Raw genomic sequence first — 16,951 nt, 5'->3', positions numbered from 1 at the left:
TGTTTGGTAAAATATCTGGGTCGTTTAATCGGATTATGTCCATCTTTGAGCCAATCAACAGACCTTATTAACCTCGATACATTAGCGCAGGAACTGGCGACAATCCAGCAAACGGGTTCAAAAAGAATTGCCTTGCTGGGTTCTCGTCACGTCCCGATTACGCATCAGAATCTTATTGAAATGATGACATATGCCCTAGTTTTATCGGGTAATCGCATCATTACTTCTGGTGCTACAGGTACAAATTCAGCTGCCATCAAGGGAGCAACGCGGGCTGATCCGAATTTGTTAACGGTGATTCTACCCCAAAGCCTGGAACGCCAGCCTTTGGAATCGCGCCAGCAACTAGAACAGGTAATGCATCTAGTGGAAAATTCCAGTAATGATAATTTGTCCCTTGCTGAAGCTAGTTACCTGTGCAACAAGGAAATTGTCTCTCGTTGCCAGCAACTGATCTGCTTTGCATTTCACGACAGTGGTACCCTGTTGCAAACTTGTCAAGATGCAGAAGAACAAAGAAAAGTAGTAACCCTCTTCTACTTTGATTAGTCATTTGTCCTTTGTCTTCTCTTACAAAGTTGAGGCAGTCCGTTGGCGGGGTTCCCTCGCTTAAAGGAACTGCCGTCTGTTCGCCCTTGGCGTTGGCAAAGCCATCGCCGGAAGCCGACGCTCAGACTTTGCGCTTTGTCATTTGTCCTTTATATTTGACTAATGACTGATGACTGATGACTGATGACTAATAACCAATGACTAATAAGTAATGATAATTTTTTTGTACTCGATCGCTGCTGCTGCCGTTCTGATTTACCTACCATTTTTGGTGGTAGCTTATGCCCGTGCGCGGATTGGGTATGAAATGTTTTCTACTCCTCGTGCTATGTTTGATAAATTGCCACCATACGCCCAACGAGCTACTTGGGCACATCAGAACACCTTTGAAGCGTTTATGGTGTTTGCGGCAGCGGCCTTGATGGCATACGTAACTGGTGTAAATTCTTCTACAGCACAACTGGCTGCGATCGCCTTTGTGGTGGCCCGTTTGCTATACTCAATTTTTTATATTTTGAATATACCCCTTTTGCGATCGCTAATGTTTGGCATTGGCATCCTTGGCTCTAGCACTCTTTTTTTCTTGAGTATCATCCAAACTAGTAATTAATTAGGGAGTGGGGAGTGGGGAGATGAGGGAGATGAAGGAACAGGGGGAGCAGGAGGAGAACTTGCAACAAGTCTTTCCTCTTGTCCCCAATTCCCAATCCAAAATCCAAAATCTAAAATCCAAAATGTTTTATGGCTTCTACTTTTTCCTTTGACATTGTGAGCGACTTTGACCGACAAGAGTTGGTTAACACTGTCGATCAAGTTATACGAGACATCAAAGGTCGTTACGACCTCAAAGACACTCAAACTACTGTCGAGTTAGTCGAAGAAAGCATTAACGTTAGTACTGATAGCGAGTTTACCTTAGATTCTGTACACACCATCCTGCGGGAAAAAGCCGCCAAGCGTAACCTCTCCCAGAAAATCTTTGATTTTGGCAAAGTTGAATCAGCTAGTGGTAATCGCGTCCGTCAAGAAATCAAACTCAAAAAAGGCATAAGTCAAGAAATCGCCAAACAAATTTCTAAATTGATTCGCGACGAATTCAAAAAGGTACAAGCTTCAATCCAAGGGGATGCTGTGCGGGTTTCTGCCAAATCTAAAGATGACTTACAAGTAGTCATGCAGCGGCTGAAACAAGAAGACTACCCAGTGGCTTTGCAATTTACAAATTATCGTTAAAAAATTTGTATGGTGGGCAGTGCCCACCCAAAATAAGTTTTGTAGTTCCTCTAAATACTAGTGAACAATTGACTCTCGACTCCTAGCACCGCCGTAAAGTTTTAGCATAATTACTTAAAGAACTTTGTGAGTGTGAGAATGCTGTTTAACGTTGTCTTCTTTAGTGACAACTCTAGCGGCATTTAACACCCGCTTGCGCTCAATAGAATATTTAAATTTAGTGTAATTTGTACCTAAGGGAATCAGGGATTTTGCAGATTCACGACGCTTGTAGGTACGAGCTGCTGCAAATGCCCGTGGCAGAAATTCCTCTCCAAACTGAGCCGACTCTGGGAAGCCATCTGGCACCAGTTGTGAATCGCCATCCAGTACAGATCCCAAAGTTGTCGCATGAGCCAGCTTATAGGAGGTAGGGATGCCCTTTAAAAGCGCTTCCAAAGCCGCGGAGGGAATCGGTTCTATAACTTCGATTTGATAAACTTCTCCATCTTCTTTGACGAAGCAGGTTGCCAAGCCGATAACAATATAATCATCGGTTGCTAAATCAGGGGCATTGGGATAGGAAATTGCAGTTGTCATCGGAAAATTTCTCAAAACTTAAAAATTGAATCCAGAGGATGGGGCATGGGGGAGCCACTGCGTTACCGGGGTTCCCCCGGTTGTTCGCGTTGGCGGAGCCTCTCTAAGAGTTGCGTCTCCGAACAGGAGAAGCAAATAGCGTCATTGGGCATTAATTGTTCTCCCCTAGATTCCCCTTCTCCCTTATCCTGCTCATCCCCTCTTTGATGAACGGCTTGTTGGCATTCTACCAATTTGTCGCTCTCACTACTTGACTAGTCTTTGAGATTAACATCTACTATTTCTGGAATTTAACTTCGGGATCAAGTATCCATGATTAGGTTTGAGGAGCAATTGTTTATTTAGGGCGTAAATTTCTCTTATGCGGCTAAGTTAAGTTCTCTTTTTAGATAGCTTTAATGTAATCGTAAATACCTTATGAATAGAGAAATTGGTAAAACCACTAGCAGTAAAAAACTAGAATTTTATTTCAAAAAGCATTGATTTTATATAGAAAAAGATGAATATTCACTCATTTTTAGCTGATGATGACCAGCAAAATAAGCAATATAAATATGTCTTAAATAATACAAACAAATTTCAAGAGCAGAGGATGAACGATCGCAGTGGATCTACTTTAGGGGATAGCTACTTACGCTCTTGTGCTTTGAAGTCGGCTCAACAAGGACATTATACTGAGGCGATCGCACTTTTAAGCCAACTAATTTCCCGCCATCCGCACAATGCTGTTGATTACAATAACCGGGGGCTAATTTATTTCCAAAGTGGTGAAACGCAAAAAGCGCTTTCCGACTATAATACTGCTCTCAAAATCAATCCTAATTTGGCTAGTGCTTATAATAATCGGGCAAATTACTACGCTGCTTGTGGAGAATTAGCAGCAGCACTTGCCGACTACGATCAAGCGATTAATTTTAATCCTGGCCATGTCCGGGCGTGGATTAACCGAGGCATTACCTGGCGTGACTTGGGGCAATATGAGGAGGCAATTGAGAATTTTGAGGTAGCACTGCTTTTTGGTCAACTAGAAGGTCATATCTGGGCTGAACGCGGCAGGACTTACCATCTTTGGGGCGACTGGAATTGTGCGATCGCTGATTATCGTCGCGCCCTCACTCAACTACCCTCTATCGACAACAGTAAGGATATTACTGGTTGTCGCTTGCGTTTACAACTCGAAAATTGGCTAAACGAGTTGCTATCTGAATCAGCGTCCTAATTGGTAGATTAGTTCTTTTTGCAAATTCAATATTCAAAAAGTAGATTCATCATTTTGAATTTTGAATTTTGAATTTTGAATTGGAGCGGAGCGACCCTGTATCGCTAATGACTAATAGATGATAACTACATAGCTATTCAAAAATTAGCTATTAACCATTATTTATTAGCAATAATATAAATTAACACCCGGTTTATACGTAGCCTGAATCACAAGAAACCTGAATAATCCCAAATTCGCGATTTGTCTTAGGGTGATGACTCTGTTTGTTCATCTTCTCGGCGATCCTGATTCATCAATACGACCCGACGCTGGCTGGGATCAAATCGGTATCCTTGTTCTTGCATAATAGTTTTAGTTTGCTGAGGATCGAAGTTACGGCCAAATTTCCCCTGCAAACCATTTACATGTTCTTCCATCAGCCTGACTTCAGTACTAATTTCTCGCAACTTTTCTTGCTGTAACCAATGATAAGGCAAAAGTTGTGCTAATGCAGATGCTGCAACGGCTGTAACGGCAAGATTAACCGCTATTTTGGCTATGCTTTCCAGTGCCATCACCTGGTAAGAACGTTGACGAAGATGCCGCTTTGGTCGATGAACAGCCCGGCGTTTTTGTATAGGTTGTGACGGTGGTCTGGAGGGTTGAATCGCGTTCATGATGCTAAAAAATAACCTCGCTGAATGAAGGGAAGCACTGTAAAAGCGTTCTGGCGCTAATTACTGCTTGATTTAGCTGTCATATTACTTCATTTTTTTGAAATAACTACAAGTGTTGCACCAGTTAAAAAATAACCTGGCTTACGTAAGTGCCAGTTTCCTAGCTATTTATGGCATAAAGCCACAAGAAGAAAGGAAATTGTACCCCGTACTGCCAGGATTATTAGCTTTTTAACTGTGTCACATCGTAGTGTTATTTGTAAAGTTCTGTGGCTAATCGCCAAGCTAGAACTCCTGGGATCAGCGCCACAACTAGAGCGATGTAGACTTGAGTATCTGAGATGGAAGACACCTGAGCGATGTATAGAGTATCTAAGATAGGCATGGCTGAAAACCTCCTAACCTGAATGGATTTTGAACAGTTCGTTTACTACTTTTCCTTGTTTTGCCAAGATTGGGGAATATCTTGTTACAAGATGCAACAAAAGCAGTTATTGGTCAGTAGTCGTTAGTAATTCTCTATTAGAAAAATTTATAAAAATATGAATTTGTATTTGGGTATCGACTTCGGTACATCTGGCGCCCGCGGTGTGGTGATTGACGAGGAAGCTTCTTATATCCAGGCTGAGGTGCGATATCCCTTCGAGGATTCACCAGCCCCTATTATGCCAAAAATTTGGCAGCAAGCTTTATTTGTGCTGATGGAACAAATACCTGACCAATTGCGGCGAAAAATTAAAGCGATCGCAATTAATGGTACTTCTTCCACCGTCTTGCTGGTCGATGCTGTTGGTAATCCAACAGATGCACCATTGCTGTATAACGATGCGCGGGGATCATTGGTGCTAGAGCATTTGAGGAGCATAGCACCCCCCAATCATACTGTGTTGAGTGCCACCTCCAGCCTGGCCAAACTTTTGTGGATGAGGCAATTACCTTCTTTTAGCGAAGCTAGATATTTCCTGCATCAAGCTGATTGGCTGGCGTTTCTCCTACATGGACAGTTGGGGATTAGCGATTACCATAATGCTTTAAAGCTGGGTTATGACGTAGAAGAGTTGAAATACCCCGAATGGCTAAAAAAGCTGCAAATACCGATACAGCTACCCAAAGTTTTAACTCCTGGGACTCCCATTGCAAAATTGCGCCCTGAAATTGCGGATAAGTTCGGTTTGTGCCGTGATTGTCAGGTGTGTGCAGGTACAACTGATAGTATTGCCGCTTTTCTCGCCAGTGGGGCAAAATTACCAGGTGAAGCCGTGACTTCTCTGGGTTCAACATTGGTACTAAAGTTATTAAGTCGTACCCGTATAGAAGATGCCAGATATGGTATTTACAGCCATCGGTTGGGTGATTTGTGGCTGACTGGGGGTGCTTCTAATACTGGGGGTGCAGTACTTAAGCAATTTTTCACAAACGCTGAGTTAGAAAGCCTTAGCCGGGAGATTGATGCTTCAATTGCCAGTGAGTTAGATTATTATCCATTATTGAAAGCAGGCGATCGCTTTCCGATTAATGATCCCAATCTAGCCCCACGTTTGGAACCACGCCCAGATCATCCAGTGGAATTTCTGCATGGGTTATTAGAAAGCATTGCCCGCATAGAAGCGCGAGGGTATGAATTATTACAACAAATGGGCGCAGACAAGTTGATCCGTGTTTATACTGCTGGCGGTGGCGCAGCGAATGATATTTGGACTACGATTAGGGCGCGTTATTTGCAGGTTCCTGTAGTAGCGTCAGTATATACAGAAGCTGCTTACGGAACGGCGCTATTGGCGATGGGTGAACAAAAGTAATTTTGTAACTATCTTTTCGTAGGTATTTCGTAAATCAGTATCTATCCCAGTGACAATCAACATATCTCGGCCGATACTGGGATGATTAGATACCGGACTATAGATTCCAGGCTAATTATCTGGGCAGCTATTCGGGGATGGGTGCTTCGCCAAGCGCGAATGTCATCTATCCCCTTTATTAATTATCGGTGTGAGTTTAAGATAGCCTAGCGTCGCTAAGTATCCGTGGGTGGAAACCCACAACTATAATATCTTGCCTCCTAAAAGTGTCCTGTGCGATTAAGCATCCCTTCGACTGCGCTCAGGGTTACACCGATTGAAGCAAAGCTAGTGTACCAATTGAGAAAATGCATGATTTTAGGCAAATCTTCTGGAGTCGCTGGTTCTATGAGATAGTGGACGTGGTTGGACATGATGCACAACGCATAAAGTTTGAAGCCATATTTGTCCAAACTTTTTTTAATTGCATATAAGAAGACTTCCCGGCATTCCAGCCGCGCCAAGTTAAATTCGCGGTTGTTGCAGCGCGTAGTAATGTGGTAAGAAAATCCTGCTGACAAATTTCTTTTCTGGCGGGTCATTTTAGTTATACCAAGTTGTCAAACTTAACAGGCGGATTGCTAATTATCGGCTACGTTCTTTCACATCTCGAAAATAACGATACCGTTGCGTCAACTCTACGTTCTTTCACATCTTGACAATGATATATAGGGCTTCTGGATTGAGTCCAATACAGACCTAACCCCCAGCCCCTTAAGAGCAAGGGAAGCTACGGTGTACACACAAGTCGGAAAAACTTCATTCACCAAAGATTTGCGGTGAAACAGCGCTCTTGGTAGGGTTTCCCGGAGCAGGCGACTGCTGTTAGCGCAGCGTTAGCGACACAGGAGCGTCACCCGAACGCAAGAGCGTCGACCATAGGAGAAGGGTGCGTTACGCTCCCGCGTCAAAGCTAAATTGTTGCAATCATGGCAATGCCTGCGGTTCTTGCTAGCCAACGCAAAAGTTATTTCGGCGAATTCATTTGTTATTTCGGGGAACTCATTTGTTATTTCGGGGAACTCATTTGTTATTTTGGCGAACTCATTTGTTATTTCGGGGAACTCATTTGTTATTTCGGCGAATTCATTTGTTATTTTGGCGAACTCATTTGTTATTTCAGCGAACTCATTTGTTATTTTGGCGAACTCATTTGTTATTTCGGCGAACTCATTTGTTATTTTGGCGTCTCAATAACGCAATACGGTTCAGTTAAGGCTAAAACTCTTTGTCAAAGTCAGTTTTTTAACGAACCGCAGAGGCGCAGAGGACACAGAGAGAAGAAAATGCGGCGTTGCTGGGCGTTACTGAATCAAGGGATGATTCTTGTAGGGTGGGCAACATGAGCGCCCCGATATGACAAGGGACGCTCATGTTGCCCGTCTCACAAAACTAAAAAAATCATCCTGCAAATATGCAGCGCCATTGCTTTCTTTAGTAGGATTTACGCAACGCCGATATTGTCATTGCGACCGAAACAAAGTGTGGGGAAGCAATCCCAGCGTCAGGGGGGATTGCTTCGCTATCGCTCGTAATGATGAAATTACGTTATTTTTGCGTAAGTCCTGTTTAGTTGACAGTTAGTAGCCTATCCTGATGCTGGAAAAATTTCGGGTATTTAGTAAATGCGGATGAATGCCTTATGGCAATAGCTGCTTTAATGACAGCAAGCAGTACACGGAGACAAAAAAGTGCAAATCACTAAGCGCAATGTTGAATTAAGAGTAGATGGCAGCTTAATGCGTGTTTATGTTGCAGCTCCCAAAGCAGCAGGAAAATACCCTGGTATTCTCTTCTACAGTGATATTTATCAGTTAGGTGATCCAATGATTCGTCTAGCTAACTACTTAGCAGGATACGGCTATGTAGTAGCAGCCCCAGAAATTTTTCACCGAATTGAGCCAGTCGGTTTAGTGATTGAGCCAGACGACCTTGGACGGATGCGCGGTAATGACGATGCGCGTCGAACCTCAGTAGCTGATTATGATGCCGATTGCCTTGCTATGATTGAATTTCTCAAAAGAGAGAGTGCGGTTTCTCCAAATCAAATAGGCACTCTCGGCTTTTGTATTGGTGGACATTTAGCTTTCCGCGCCGCATTTCAAAACGAAATTCGGGCTTGTGTCTGCTGTTACCCTACTGGTATTCCCAGTGGTAAACTGGGTAAGGAGGTAGCTGATACAATCCAGCGGGTAAGTGAAATTAAAGGCGAGATGCTAATGGTATTCGGTACTTTTGACCCTCATATACCAGAGAGCGATCGCCAAATCATAATAAAAGCAATTGAGAATGCTAACGTCCCTCACAAAGTTTTCTTGTATGAAGCAGAACATACATTCATGCGCGACGACGGTTATCGTTATGATTCTAGTGCTACCACCTTTGCTTGGTCTGAAATAGTAACTTTCTTGGAGCGCATATTTGCAGACTGAAAACTCCTATTATTGCTTGCTTCGCTTAACTGTTAGTAGCCCGTTAATTTTGAGTTGTCTGTAATGCTAACAAACCAGCACCGTAAGCAGGCTCATACCTCGGAAAAATTACTTTTACATTAGGAAACTTCTTAATAAGATATCCAGCAAATCTCTGATGTATCTTGGATTTACCGCGCCATACACTTCCTGTGGTGACTACATCTAAAACTGAGTTATCACTAAAAATTGCATCAATTACTGTAGATGTAGCTTTTACTAACTCTTCTACAGCATCGTCAATTATGCTATTCGCTACTATATCACCTGACGCTGCTGCCAAATCTATAACTGGTGCTAAAGCAGCTATCTGTTTGACTCCCCATTCTCGCCGATATATTACTTCTATTAAATCTTCTATACTTGCCAAATCAAGATGCTGTTTGAAAGCCTCTGCCAAACTTGTTGGCATCTCTCGCCCATCATAAGATTTTAATGCTGCATTCATACCAGCGATCGCAATTTTATAGGCGCTACCTTCATCTCCTAAAATATACCCCCAGCCACCGACTCGCTTAGTGTGTCCCTGATGATTTTGCCCGAAAACTATCGAACCAGTACCGACTGCAACCACAATTCCTACAGGCTGACCAATTCCACCAACTAAAGCAATTAAAGCATCGTTACAAATTACAATATTCGCTGGCTGTAATGCCCAAGTAATAGCCAGAAATTTGTTATTTTGTAACTCTTGTACTAAACCTTTTACTACTTCGATATCTGCTGCACGACCTATACCTGCTAAACCCAGGCATATTGCATCAATCTTTAGGGTATTTGTAATTATTGCTGTCTCAACTGCATTGTGAATTGCAGATTGAATAGATTGGAGAGTGGCTTCAATACCTATACTCTGATAATTAGATGGGCCTGCTTCACCACGACCTAGCACTTGACACGAATCATCCATTAAGATACAAACAGTCTTGCTACCGCCGCCATCTATTCCTAAAACATAACTCATGGATTGCAATAATGTTAATTATTTTGACGCTTCGGTTCTTCTTTTAAAGGAATAAAAAATAGAGCAATCATCCCAGGAATGGTCAGCAAACAAACCAAGATAAAAAATAATGGATAGCCAAAAGCTTTTTGCAGATAACCGCTAATTAAGCCTGGTAACATCATTCCTAAAGCCATAATGCCAGTAGATATAGCAAAATGAGAAGTTTTATATTCACCTTGGCAAATATACATTAAATAAACACTAAAAGCTGTAAATCCAAAACCATAGCCAAATTGCTCCAAAGAAACCAAGGGATACACTAATGTTAGCGAAGGTTTGGTGTAAGCCATATATACATAAAATATATCAGGTAAATTCAAAGTTAAAGCCATAGGAAAGAGACATTTTTTTAATCCATATTTAGAAATGAACAAACCTCCTAAAATTCCTCCAAAAATCAGGGATATTACCCCAAATGTACCGTAGACTAATCCGACATCTGATGTTGATAGCCCTAAACCACCTACTTCTGGTTTGTCCAATAAAAATAAAGACGCTATCTTGACAAGCATTGCTTCGCCAAATCTGTAGAGTAAGATAAATGCTAAAATAGCTATAATCTTCTCTTGAGCAAAATATGAGCTAATGATTGACCAAAAGGGTATATTTTCCCTAGCTTGTGTTTTTCGTTGGTTATCTGATTCAGGTAAGGGTAAAATTAGGCGATGGAAAATAAACAGGATTGCTAAAATTAAAGCTGAGAAGCCAATAGCTATAGTCCAGCTTAAAGGAATGTTGTTGAGAGATACTTCAAGCTGACCTGCTAAAACTACTAATATCCCAGAGCCAAAAATGACAGCCATTCTATAAAACAGTGAGCGAATGCCAACAAAAAAGGCTTGTTGTTCTGGAGATAAAGCCAGCAGATAGAAGCCATCTGTGGCAATGTCATAAGTTGCAGAAATAAATGCTCCTATTGTTAATGTTGCTAAGGAGATGAAAAAGAAATTTGGCAGTTGTAAGGAGAAGGCTATCAAACCCAAACAGCAGAACATGGCAAATTGGGTATAAAGTATCCATTTGCGTTTGGTAAAGTAAATATCGACAATTGGGCCCCAAAACATTTTGATGACCCAAGGTAGATAGAGAAAACTTGTCCACAAGGTGATTTGAGTATTATCTATTCCGAGTTTTTTGTAAAAGATTACGGAAACTGTGTTGATAATGACGTAAGGGATGCCGGAGGTGAAATATAGGGTGGGGATGAAAGTCCAAGGGGAGGTTGTTTGATTTTTCATGGATTTTGGTTAACGAACCGCAGAGGCGCAGAGGGCGCAGAGAGAGATTAAGAGAGAATGATGCGTTTGATGCCGTCTTTGAGGAGGGGAACGTTAAAGTTAATCAGGAGAGCAAGGGGGTAATGAGTCATTTTAAGGTAGGAGAGGACTTGAGCTTCATGGATTGGGGCTAAATTTTGGACAGCTTTTAATTCCACAATTAGACAATTAGCAACCAAAAAATCTAATCTACCCTTGCCTACTTCATGTCCTTTGTAATTTACTGTTACCGACTTCTCAACCAGATGAGGTATCCCGCACCTGAAAAATTCTATAATTAGCGCCTCCTTATACACCTCCTCCAAAAACCCTGGTCCCAAAACCTTATGCACTTCAATCGCTGCCCCAATCACCTCGCCTGTAAGCCGATTCATTTCCTCTCCTACCTCTCTTCCCTCCGCGTTCTCTGCGCCTCTGCGGTTCGTTTCCATATAAACCCTCTCTAACCCTGTGGCAAAATTTATTAGAGTCCTTCCATACCTAGTTTTCCCCGCATGACCGCAACCATTCCCAATCTCCCCAGTCTCTACGACCCCTTTTCCACTGAAGCCAAGTGGCAAAAATTCTGGGAAGACAACCAAGTTTACAAAGCTGACCCCAACAAAGGCGGCGAACCCTACTGCATCGTCATTCCCCCGCCGAATGTCACTGGCAGCTTACACATGGGTCACGCTTTTGAAAGTGCCTTAATTGATACCCTCGTGCGCTACCACCGGATGCAGGGACGCAATACCCTGTGGCTACCCGGAACTGACCACGCCAGCATTGCTGTGCATAGTATGCTGGAAAAGCAACTCAAGACAGAGGGTAAAACTCGCTACGAATTGGGGCGCGAGAAATTTTTAGAACGCGCTTGGCAATGGAAGGCGGAGTCTGAGGGAACGATTCTAAATCAGCTACGACGCTTGGGTGTCTCGGTAGACTGGTCACGGGAGAGGTTTACCCTGGATGAGGGTTTATCTAAAGCTGTTGTCGAGGCGTTTACTCGCCTCTACGAGGAAGGCTTAATTTATCGTGGTGAATATTTAGTTAACTGGTGTCCAGCTTCTGGGTCGGCTGTGTCTGATGTGGAAGTAGAAAATCAAGAGGTTAATGGAAATCTCTGGCACTTCCGTTATCCCCTCACGGATGGTTCCGGTTTTGTAGAAGTGGCGACAACTCGACCAGAAACTATGCTGGGCGATACGGCAGTAGCAGTTAATCCCAATGACGATCGCTACAAACATCTCATCGGCAAAACTGTAACTCTGCCAATTCTACAACGAGAAATTCCCATCATTGGCGATGAATACGTTGATCCTACTTTCGGCACAGGTTGCGTGAAAATAACTCCCGCCCATGACCCGAACGATTTTGACATGGGTAAGCGTCACAATCTGCCGTTGATCAATATTATGAATAAAGACGGCACTCTCAACGCTAATGCTCTTGAGTTTCAAGGACAAGACCGCTTTGTTGCTAGAAAAAATGTGGTTTCTCGCCTAGAAGCAGATGGCTTTTTGGTGAAGATAGAAGATTATAAACATACCGTTCCCTACAGCGATCGCGGTAAAGTACCCATTGAACCTCTCCTCTCGACTCAGTGGTTTGTTAAAATTCGCCCCCTAGCTGACAAAACTCTCGAATTCCTCGACCAGCAAACTTCCCCAGAGTTTGTCCCCCAACGCTGGACTAAGGTCTATCGTGATTGGCTAGTAAAACTCACTGATTGGTGTATCTCTCGCCAATTATGGTGGGGACACCAAATTCCTGCTTGGTACGCTGTCAGTGAAACCGATGGGCAAATTACCGATAACACGCCGTTTGTGGTGGCGAAATCGGAAACTGAAGCTTGGGAAAAAGGGAAATCAGAATTTGGCGAAAATGTCAAATTAGAACAAGACCCAGATGTGCTAGATACTTGGTTTTCTTCTGGACTCTGGCCGTTTTCAACTTTGGGCTGGCCGGAACAAACTCAGGATTTAGCAACTTATTACCCGACTACTACCTTGGTGACAGGCTTTGATATCATCTTTTTCTGGGTAGCTAGAATGACAATGATGGGTGGGCACTTTACGGGGCAAATGCCTTTCCAAACGGTTTACATCCACGGCTTGGTGCTGGATGAAAAAGGTCAGAAGATGTCTAAAACCAAAGGTAATGGCATTGACCCGTTGTTATTAATTGACAAATATGGTACTGATGCCCTGCGCTACACCCTAATTAGGGAAGTGGCTGGTGCTGGACAAGATATCCGGCTGGAATACGATCGCAAAAAGGATGAATCAGCATCGGTAGAGGCATCCCGCAACTTTGCAAACAAGTTGTGGAATGCTGCCCGGTTTGTGATGATGAATTTGGATGGACAGACACCGCAACAATTGGGGAATCCAGTAGCCACCGAATTGAGCGATCGCTGGATTATCTCGCGGTATCATCAAGTTGTCAAACAAACTACCAATTTCATCGACAACTACGGTTTAGGGGAAGCAGCAAAGGGATTGTACGAGTTTATTTGGGGTGATTTCTGCGATCAGTATATTGAACTGGTGAAATCCAGATTGCAAGCAGATGCCGATCCAGCATCGCGGCGGGTAGCACAGCAAACCCTTGGCTACGTACTGGAAGGGATTATGAAACTGCTTCATCCCTTTATGCCTCATATTACCGAGGAAATTTGGCAAACTCTCACCCAACAACCAGCAGATTCTCGGCAAACTTTAGCGTTACAAATCTATCCCCAGGTAGATGCAAACTTGATTTATCCAACTTTGGAAGAGGAGTTTGAATTGCTGATTGCGACTATCCGCACAATTCGGAATTTGCGTGCTGAAGCGGATATTAAGCCAGGGGTAAAAGTGACAGCAAATTTGCAAACTGAAAGCGAGAAGGAGCGGGAAATTCTTACTGCTGGACAGTCTTATATTAAAGATTTGGCTAAGGTTGAGACTTTAAGCATTACTCACAAGCAAGAAAACCAAACTGTTGCTGCTAAAAAACCTCAGAGGGGTTTGAAGATAATTGGCTTAATTGTTGTGGCTTTCCTTGGTAGATTGGGTTTAGCTGTGGGAAATGCCATAGATGATACTCCAATCGTCGGAACTTTCTTTGAAATAGTTGGTTTTGGTTACACAGCTTGGTTTGTTAGCCAAAATTTACTAACTGCTCAAGCGAGACTTAGGTTATGGAGACGCTTTTTCCCGCACAGAGAATTAGAACAATCACAAGAACCAGAAAATGCGATTGCTGGTGTGATTGGTACAATACAAGTGCTAATTCCTCTTAGCGGTGTAGTAGATATTGAAGCTGTGCGTGCCAAACTAGAGAAAAGCCTGAGTAAAGCTGAAGCCGAAGTTCAATCCCTGAGTACCAGATTAAACAATCCTAGTTTTGTGGATAGAGCTAGAGCCGACGTTGTACAAGGAGCGCGGGATGCCTTAGCAGAAGCACAGAAGCAAGCTGAAATTTTGCGCGTACGCCTTAAGGCGTTGCCGTAGGCATCGTTTGAAGGGATTGCTGTAGGCGTTACCTACATGGCTTAGGATAACTGTAATGGGTAATGGGAAAGTTATTAATTCCCAATCACCCATTACCAATTAAATTTATTCCAAATATCAATTTTGTCCTTGTTTTTTATTAAAAATCATTTTTTTAATTTTGAGTGGAGCCGGGGACGTTTCCGTTACTCCAGAGAAGTCGAAGCTAAGGCTTCCTTAGATCACGAACTTCTCCGATCGCAGACGCTGCGCCAACGGTGATTTTGAATTTTGAATTGGAGCGAAGCGACTCTCATGCTATATCTAGCCCAGGTGCGTAAAAACGATTTTTTAGACCAGCACCAGTTACGCTTGTTGGCGCGTCAAGAAGCTGATAACTTGTGGGCAATAATTCCGGAAGAAGCTTTTATTTTGCTGGGAAAGGGAAAGATGATGAGTGAGAACTTGCTTGTTTTAGTAGAACTTTCCCCTACAGGCGACATTCAAAAACTAGAAGATGCTACTAACTGGGTACTCCATCTAGTACAAAACTACCTCACCAGCGGCATTACCCCAGAATTTTTGCAGCAGGAAGCTGAACGAGCAGAACATTGGCGACAATCCCTGACGTTGCAAAACCAAGACTTAGCGCGGCGTTCCTTGGAATTGGAAGCTCGTCGTGAACAAATTCAAGCCTTAGAAGAAAGCCTCAAACGCGATAAAAATGGCTATCTTCAAGAGGAAAGTTAAAAGTTTGCAATTAATTATATTGCCTATAAAGCCACAGCACCCCTAAGTGTGTATTTATTGCACGTGACCCAGCAACAGTTTATCTGTCTATTGCTGGGTAATGTACCAATGCTTGCTATAGTTAGCTCCCGTTACGCAATCACAGTAATATTTGCATTACTAAGCAGTGCGTTATTCAAGAATTGGGCTATTTGAACTTTTGCTGTACCACCAACTCTATCTTTATTAAAGAATAGGTTACCCGTACTTTGATTGGAGACAAAGCGATCGCTTGCTGTTGTAGCATTATTACCAAGTCGCAACAAGTCGGAATCGAGTCTAGTATCCTGAAATTGGCTGAGTCCAAATTTTACCTTAGAAATAAAAATAGGGGAGTTCCAGTTAAAAAAACATTCAATTGTAGGGGATCTTGGCCAAGATCCCCTATAAATGTAGAAATAATTTTGGATAATTTATTTTTTGTCAGTCCTTAGTATCATCTCCAACAGTAAAATCGGTGATGATATCATAGCCTCCAGTGCGGGTATCAGTCAGATAAATAATGTATCCTTGGGTGCAGGTTTATGCTCCAGAATTAAAAATAACCATGAAAAAACTCGTCCTCCGGCTGATCTTCGTTATTCTGGTGCTATGTAGATTGGTGGGTTACGCTGCTGTGAATAGCCCAGCGTCTGCTTCCGGCTGCGCGATCATCACCCGTTCCACCCCTATTAGCAATGGAACCTTGTCCTATAACCAGGTCGGTACCGGACAACCGATCTTACTGCTGCATGGACTATTTGCCAGCAAAGAGCAGTGGAACAGTATGATGTGTCAGTTGTCTAAGGCGGGCTATTGGGTAATCGCTCCCGACTTACCAGGTTACGGCAACAGCACTGGGTTCGCAACGAGGGACTATGCCTTGGAGAATCAGGTTGCACTGCTGCACCAGTTAACGAATCAATTAGGAATTCGCTCCTTTGATGTAGCAGGGAGTTCAATGGGGGGAGCGATCGCCACCCTTTACAGCCAGCGTTACCCCCAACAGTTGCGTAGCCTTGCCTTTATCGGTTCACCTTTAGGTGTGACTGATTGGGCAAATAGCCTCAGAAATTCCATCTTTGACGGCATAAACCCCTTTATTCCAATCACCAAAAAACAGTTTGACCTGGAAATTAGCCTGCTGTTTGTCACACCTCCCACCATCCCTGATTCTGTTAAAACAGAGAAAGTGAACGACTACATCACTCGTAACCGTCACTATCAACAGATTTGGGACATCGTGAACCTGTACGATGACGTTCTCTGTCAAGGGCGATCAACTCAGCTTCCGACCCTTGCTATCTGGGGCACAGAAGACAAAATCTACGACATTCGTGGAGCTGATCGGCTGCAACGCTGTATTCCCGGAAGCCAAGTGATCCGATTACCAAAGGCAGGACATCTGCTGCTAATCGAAAATTCAGAGGAGGCAACTGCGGATTACTTAAGATTTCTCAATGTGTTTCACTCTAAAAGCACATTGCCAACGTCTTAGAAAACAGTAATTTTTATGCGTAACTTCTGTATTTCAATGTAAAAGCACATTACTGATGCGTGAGATAGGCGTGCCAGCAAGCCGTCGCTACAGTATATATGAAATCTTAGGGGTGTTCAGGCTTTATGACCATTGGACTGTATTACTTGTCCAGTAAATCTGTATATCTATTTATTTACCGTTAGTGGACGTGAGGAAAAACTGGCATTTTCAGGTTATTGGTACAGCTATAAAATTGCTATTTGACCCTAAATTACCCAAAAAAGCTTTTTTTGATGTGCCATTTGAAGTCTACGGCGGAGGTAGCATGAGACAACAAGAGGATGGTGTGACAGTATGGTTTACTGGTCTAAGTTATATAGTTGCTAGAGTGAATAATTTATGAGTTAAAAACTTTTT

Annotated in this window: 17 protein-coding genes; 10 read left to right on the top strand and 7 right to left on the bottom strand. The window is 42.9% G+C overall.

Annotation, left to right across the window (positions count from 1 at the left end):
• Positions 1 to 45: 45 nt before the first annotated feature.
• From V7K40_RS25835 to V7K40_RS25825, 3 genes are all read left to right on the top strand, one after another.
• Entirely contained in the window at positions 46 to 549 is a 504-nt protein-coding gene (locus tag V7K40_RS25835; RefSeq protein ID WP_298919191.1) for a DNA recombination-mediator protein A, read from the top strand.
• Between the two features lie 211 nt (positions 550 to 760).
• On the top strand, positions 761 to 1,159 hold the full coding sequence (locus V7K40_RS25830) for an MAPEG family protein (protein WP_334964794.1): 399 nt from the start codon (positions 761 to 763) through the stop codon (positions 1,157 to 1,159).
• A 131-nt stretch (positions 1,160 to 1,290) separates the two neighbouring features.
• The gene (locus V7K40_RS25825) at positions 1,291 to 1,782 is read left to right on the top strand and encodes a YajQ family cyclic di-GMP-binding protein (protein ID WP_334964791.1); all 492 of its coding nucleotides are present in this window, start codon (positions 1,291 to 1,293) and stop codon (positions 1,780 to 1,782) included.
• Between the two features lie 114 nt (positions 1,783 to 1,896).
• On the opposite strand, the gene V7K40_RS25820 is transcribed toward V7K40_RS25825, so the two are convergent.
• Entirely contained in the window at positions 1,897 to 2,361 is a 465-nt protein-coding gene (locus V7K40_RS25820) for a hypothetical protein (RefSeq protein ID WP_334964789.1), read from the bottom strand.
• 499 nt (positions 2,362 to 2,860) lie between these two features.
• Between V7K40_RS25820 and V7K40_RS25815 the strand changes: the two genes are divergently transcribed.
• Positions 2,861 to 3,580, top strand: coding sequence for a tetratricopeptide repeat protein (locus V7K40_RS25815; protein WP_334964788.1), 720 nt, complete (start codon positions 2,861 to 2,863; stop codon positions 3,578 to 3,580).
• A 248-nt stretch (positions 3,581 to 3,828) separates the two neighbouring features.
• Here the strand turns inward: V7K40_RS25815 and V7K40_RS25810 are convergent, their stop codons facing one another.
• Positions 3,829 to 4,239 carry a hypothetical protein gene (locus V7K40_RS25810; protein WP_334964787.1) on the bottom strand — a complete coding sequence of 137 codons (411 nt, stop codon included), beginning with the start codon at positions 4,237 to 4,239 and terminating at the stop codon, positions 3,829 to 3,831.
• Positions 4,240 to 4,492: 253 nt separating this feature from the next.
• Entirely contained in the window at positions 4,493 to 4,624 is a 132-nt protein-coding gene (gene psaM / locus V7K40_RS25805) for a photosystem I reaction center subunit XII (protein WP_190912801.1), read from the bottom strand.
• Positions 4,625 to 4,781: 157 nt separating this feature from the next.
• Between psaM and V7K40_RS25800 the strand changes: the two genes are divergently transcribed.
• Complete coding sequence (locus V7K40_RS25800) at positions 4,782 to 6,038, top strand: FGGY-family carbohydrate kinase (protein WP_334964786.1); 1,257 nt, start codon at positions 4,782 to 4,784, stop codon at positions 6,036 to 6,038.
• A 260-nt stretch (positions 6,039 to 6,298) separates the two neighbouring features.
• On the opposite strand, the gene V7K40_RS25795 is transcribed toward V7K40_RS25800, so the two are convergent.
• Positions 6,299 to 6,619 (bottom strand): transposase, encoded by a 321-nt coding sequence (locus V7K40_RS25795; RefSeq protein WP_334964785.1) that lies wholly within the window; start codon positions 6,617 to 6,619, stop codon positions 6,299 to 6,301.
• 1,149 nt (positions 6,620 to 7,768) lie between these two features.
• On the opposite strand from V7K40_RS25795, the gene V7K40_RS25790 reads away from it, so the two are divergent.
• On the top strand, positions 7,769 to 8,509 hold the full coding sequence (locus V7K40_RS25790) for a dienelactone hydrolase family protein (RefSeq protein WP_334964784.1): 741 nt from the start codon (positions 7,769 to 7,771) through the stop codon (positions 8,507 to 8,509).
• A 43-nt stretch (positions 8,510 to 8,552) separates the two neighbouring features.
• Here the strand turns inward: V7K40_RS25790 and V7K40_RS25785 are convergent, their stop codons facing one another.
• Genes V7K40_RS25785 through V7K40_RS25775 form a run of 3 tightly spaced genes read right to left on the bottom strand, consistent with a single transcriptional unit; the run spans position 8,553 to position 11,262 of the window.
• Positions 8,553 to 9,512, bottom strand: coding sequence for a BadF/BadG/BcrA/BcrD ATPase family protein (locus V7K40_RS25785; protein ID WP_334964783.1), 960 nt, complete (start codon positions 9,510 to 9,512; stop codon positions 8,553 to 8,555).
• Between the two features lie 14 nt (positions 9,513 to 9,526).
• Positions 9,527 to 10,792 (bottom strand): MFS transporter, encoded by a 1,266-nt coding sequence (locus tag V7K40_RS25780; protein ID WP_334964781.1) that lies wholly within the window; start codon positions 10,790 to 10,792, stop codon positions 9,527 to 9,529.
• A gap of 47 nt (positions 10,793 to 10,839) precedes the next feature.
• Positions 10,840 to 11,262, bottom strand: coding sequence for a GxxExxY protein (locus tag V7K40_RS25775; RefSeq protein ID WP_334964779.1), 423 nt, complete (start codon positions 11,260 to 11,262; stop codon positions 10,840 to 10,842).
• A gap of 63 nt (positions 11,263 to 11,325) precedes the next feature.
• On the opposite strand from V7K40_RS25775, the gene V7K40_RS25770 reads away from it, so the two are divergent.
• From V7K40_RS25770 to V7K40_RS25755, 4 genes are all read left to right on the top strand, one after another.
• Positions 11,326 to 14,307 (top strand): valine--tRNA ligase, encoded by a 2,982-nt coding sequence (locus tag V7K40_RS25770; protein ID WP_334964777.1) that lies wholly within the window; start codon positions 11,326 to 11,328, stop codon positions 14,305 to 14,307.
• A 294-nt stretch (positions 14,308 to 14,601) separates the two neighbouring features.
• On the top strand, positions 14,602 to 15,036 hold the full coding sequence (locus tag V7K40_RS25765; protein WP_334964775.1) for a hypothetical protein: 435 nt from the start codon (positions 14,602 to 14,604) through the stop codon (positions 15,034 to 15,036).
• A gap of 586 nt (positions 15,037 to 15,622) precedes the next feature.
• Positions 15,623 to 16,552 carry an alpha/beta hydrolase gene (locus V7K40_RS25760; protein WP_334964773.1) on the top strand — a complete coding sequence of 310 codons (930 nt, stop codon included), beginning with the start codon at positions 15,623 to 15,625 and terminating at the stop codon, positions 16,550 to 16,552.
• A gap of 190 nt (positions 16,553 to 16,742) precedes the next feature.
• Positions 16,743 to 16,937 (top strand): hypothetical protein, encoded by a 195-nt coding sequence (locus V7K40_RS25755; RefSeq protein WP_334964772.1) that lies wholly within the window; start codon positions 16,743 to 16,745, stop codon positions 16,935 to 16,937.
• Positions 16,938 to 16,951 lie beyond the last annotated feature (14 nt).

The organism is Nostoc sp. (assembly GCF_036917195.1).
Lineage (GTDB): Bacteria > Cyanobacteriota > Cyanobacteriia > Cyanobacteriales > Nostocaceae > Nostoc.
Note: the sequence above shows the minus strand (reverse complement) of the source record. Positions and strands in the feature narration are given on the sequence as shown.

Bases quoted from the DNA above. Each gene is read 5' to 3' on its own strand.
- V7K40_RS25785 (WP_334964783.1), bottom strand. From the start codon at position 9,512: ATGAGTTATGTTTTAGGAATAGATGGCGGCGGTAGCAAGACTGTTTGT.
- V7K40_RS25825 (WP_334964791.1), top strand. From the start codon at position 1,291: ATGGCTTCTACTTTTTCCTTTGACATTGTGAGCGACTTTGACCGACAA.
- V7K40_RS25830 (WP_334964794.1), top strand. From the start codon at position 761: ATGATAATTTTTTTGTACTCGATCGCTGCTGCTGCCGTTCTGATTTAC.
- psaM (WP_190912801.1), bottom strand. From the start codon at position 4,624: ATGCCTATCTTAGATACTCTATACATCGCTCAGGTGTCTTCCATCTCA.
- V7K40_RS25770 (WP_334964777.1), top strand. From the start codon at position 11,326: ATGACCGCAACCATTCCCAATCTCCCCAGTCTCTACGACCCCTTTTCC.
- V7K40_RS25820 (WP_334964789.1), bottom strand. From the start codon at position 2,361: ATGACAACTGCAATTTCCTATCCCAATGCCCCTGATTTAGCAACCGAT.
- V7K40_RS25810 (WP_334964787.1), bottom strand. From the start codon at position 4,239: ATGAACGCGATTCAACCCTCCAGACCACCGTCACAACCTATACAAAAA.
- V7K40_RS25760 (WP_334964773.1), top strand. From the start codon at position 15,623: ATGAAAAAACTCGTCCTCCGGCTGATCTTCGTTATTCTGGTGCTATGT.
- V7K40_RS25815 (WP_334964788.1), top strand. From the start codon at position 2,861: ATGAATATTCACTCATTTTTAGCTGATGATGACCAGCAAAATAAGCAA.
- V7K40_RS25775 (WP_334964779.1), bottom strand. From the start codon at position 11,262: ATGGAAACGAACCGCAGAGGCGCAGAGAACGCGGAGGGAAGAGAGGTA.
- V7K40_RS25780 (WP_334964781.1), bottom strand. From the start codon at position 10,792: ATGAAAAATCAAACAACCTCCCCTTGGACTTTCATCCCCACCCTATAT.
- V7K40_RS25800 (WP_334964786.1), top strand. From the start codon at position 4,782: ATGAATTTGTATTTGGGTATCGACTTCGGTACATCTGGCGCCCGCGGT.
- V7K40_RS25795 (WP_334964785.1), bottom strand. From the start codon at position 6,619: ATGACCCGCCAGAAAAGAAATTTGTCAGCAGGATTTTCTTACCACATT.
- V7K40_RS25765 (WP_334964775.1), top strand. From the start codon at position 14,602: ATGCTATATCTAGCCCAGGTGCGTAAAAACGATTTTTTAGACCAGCAC.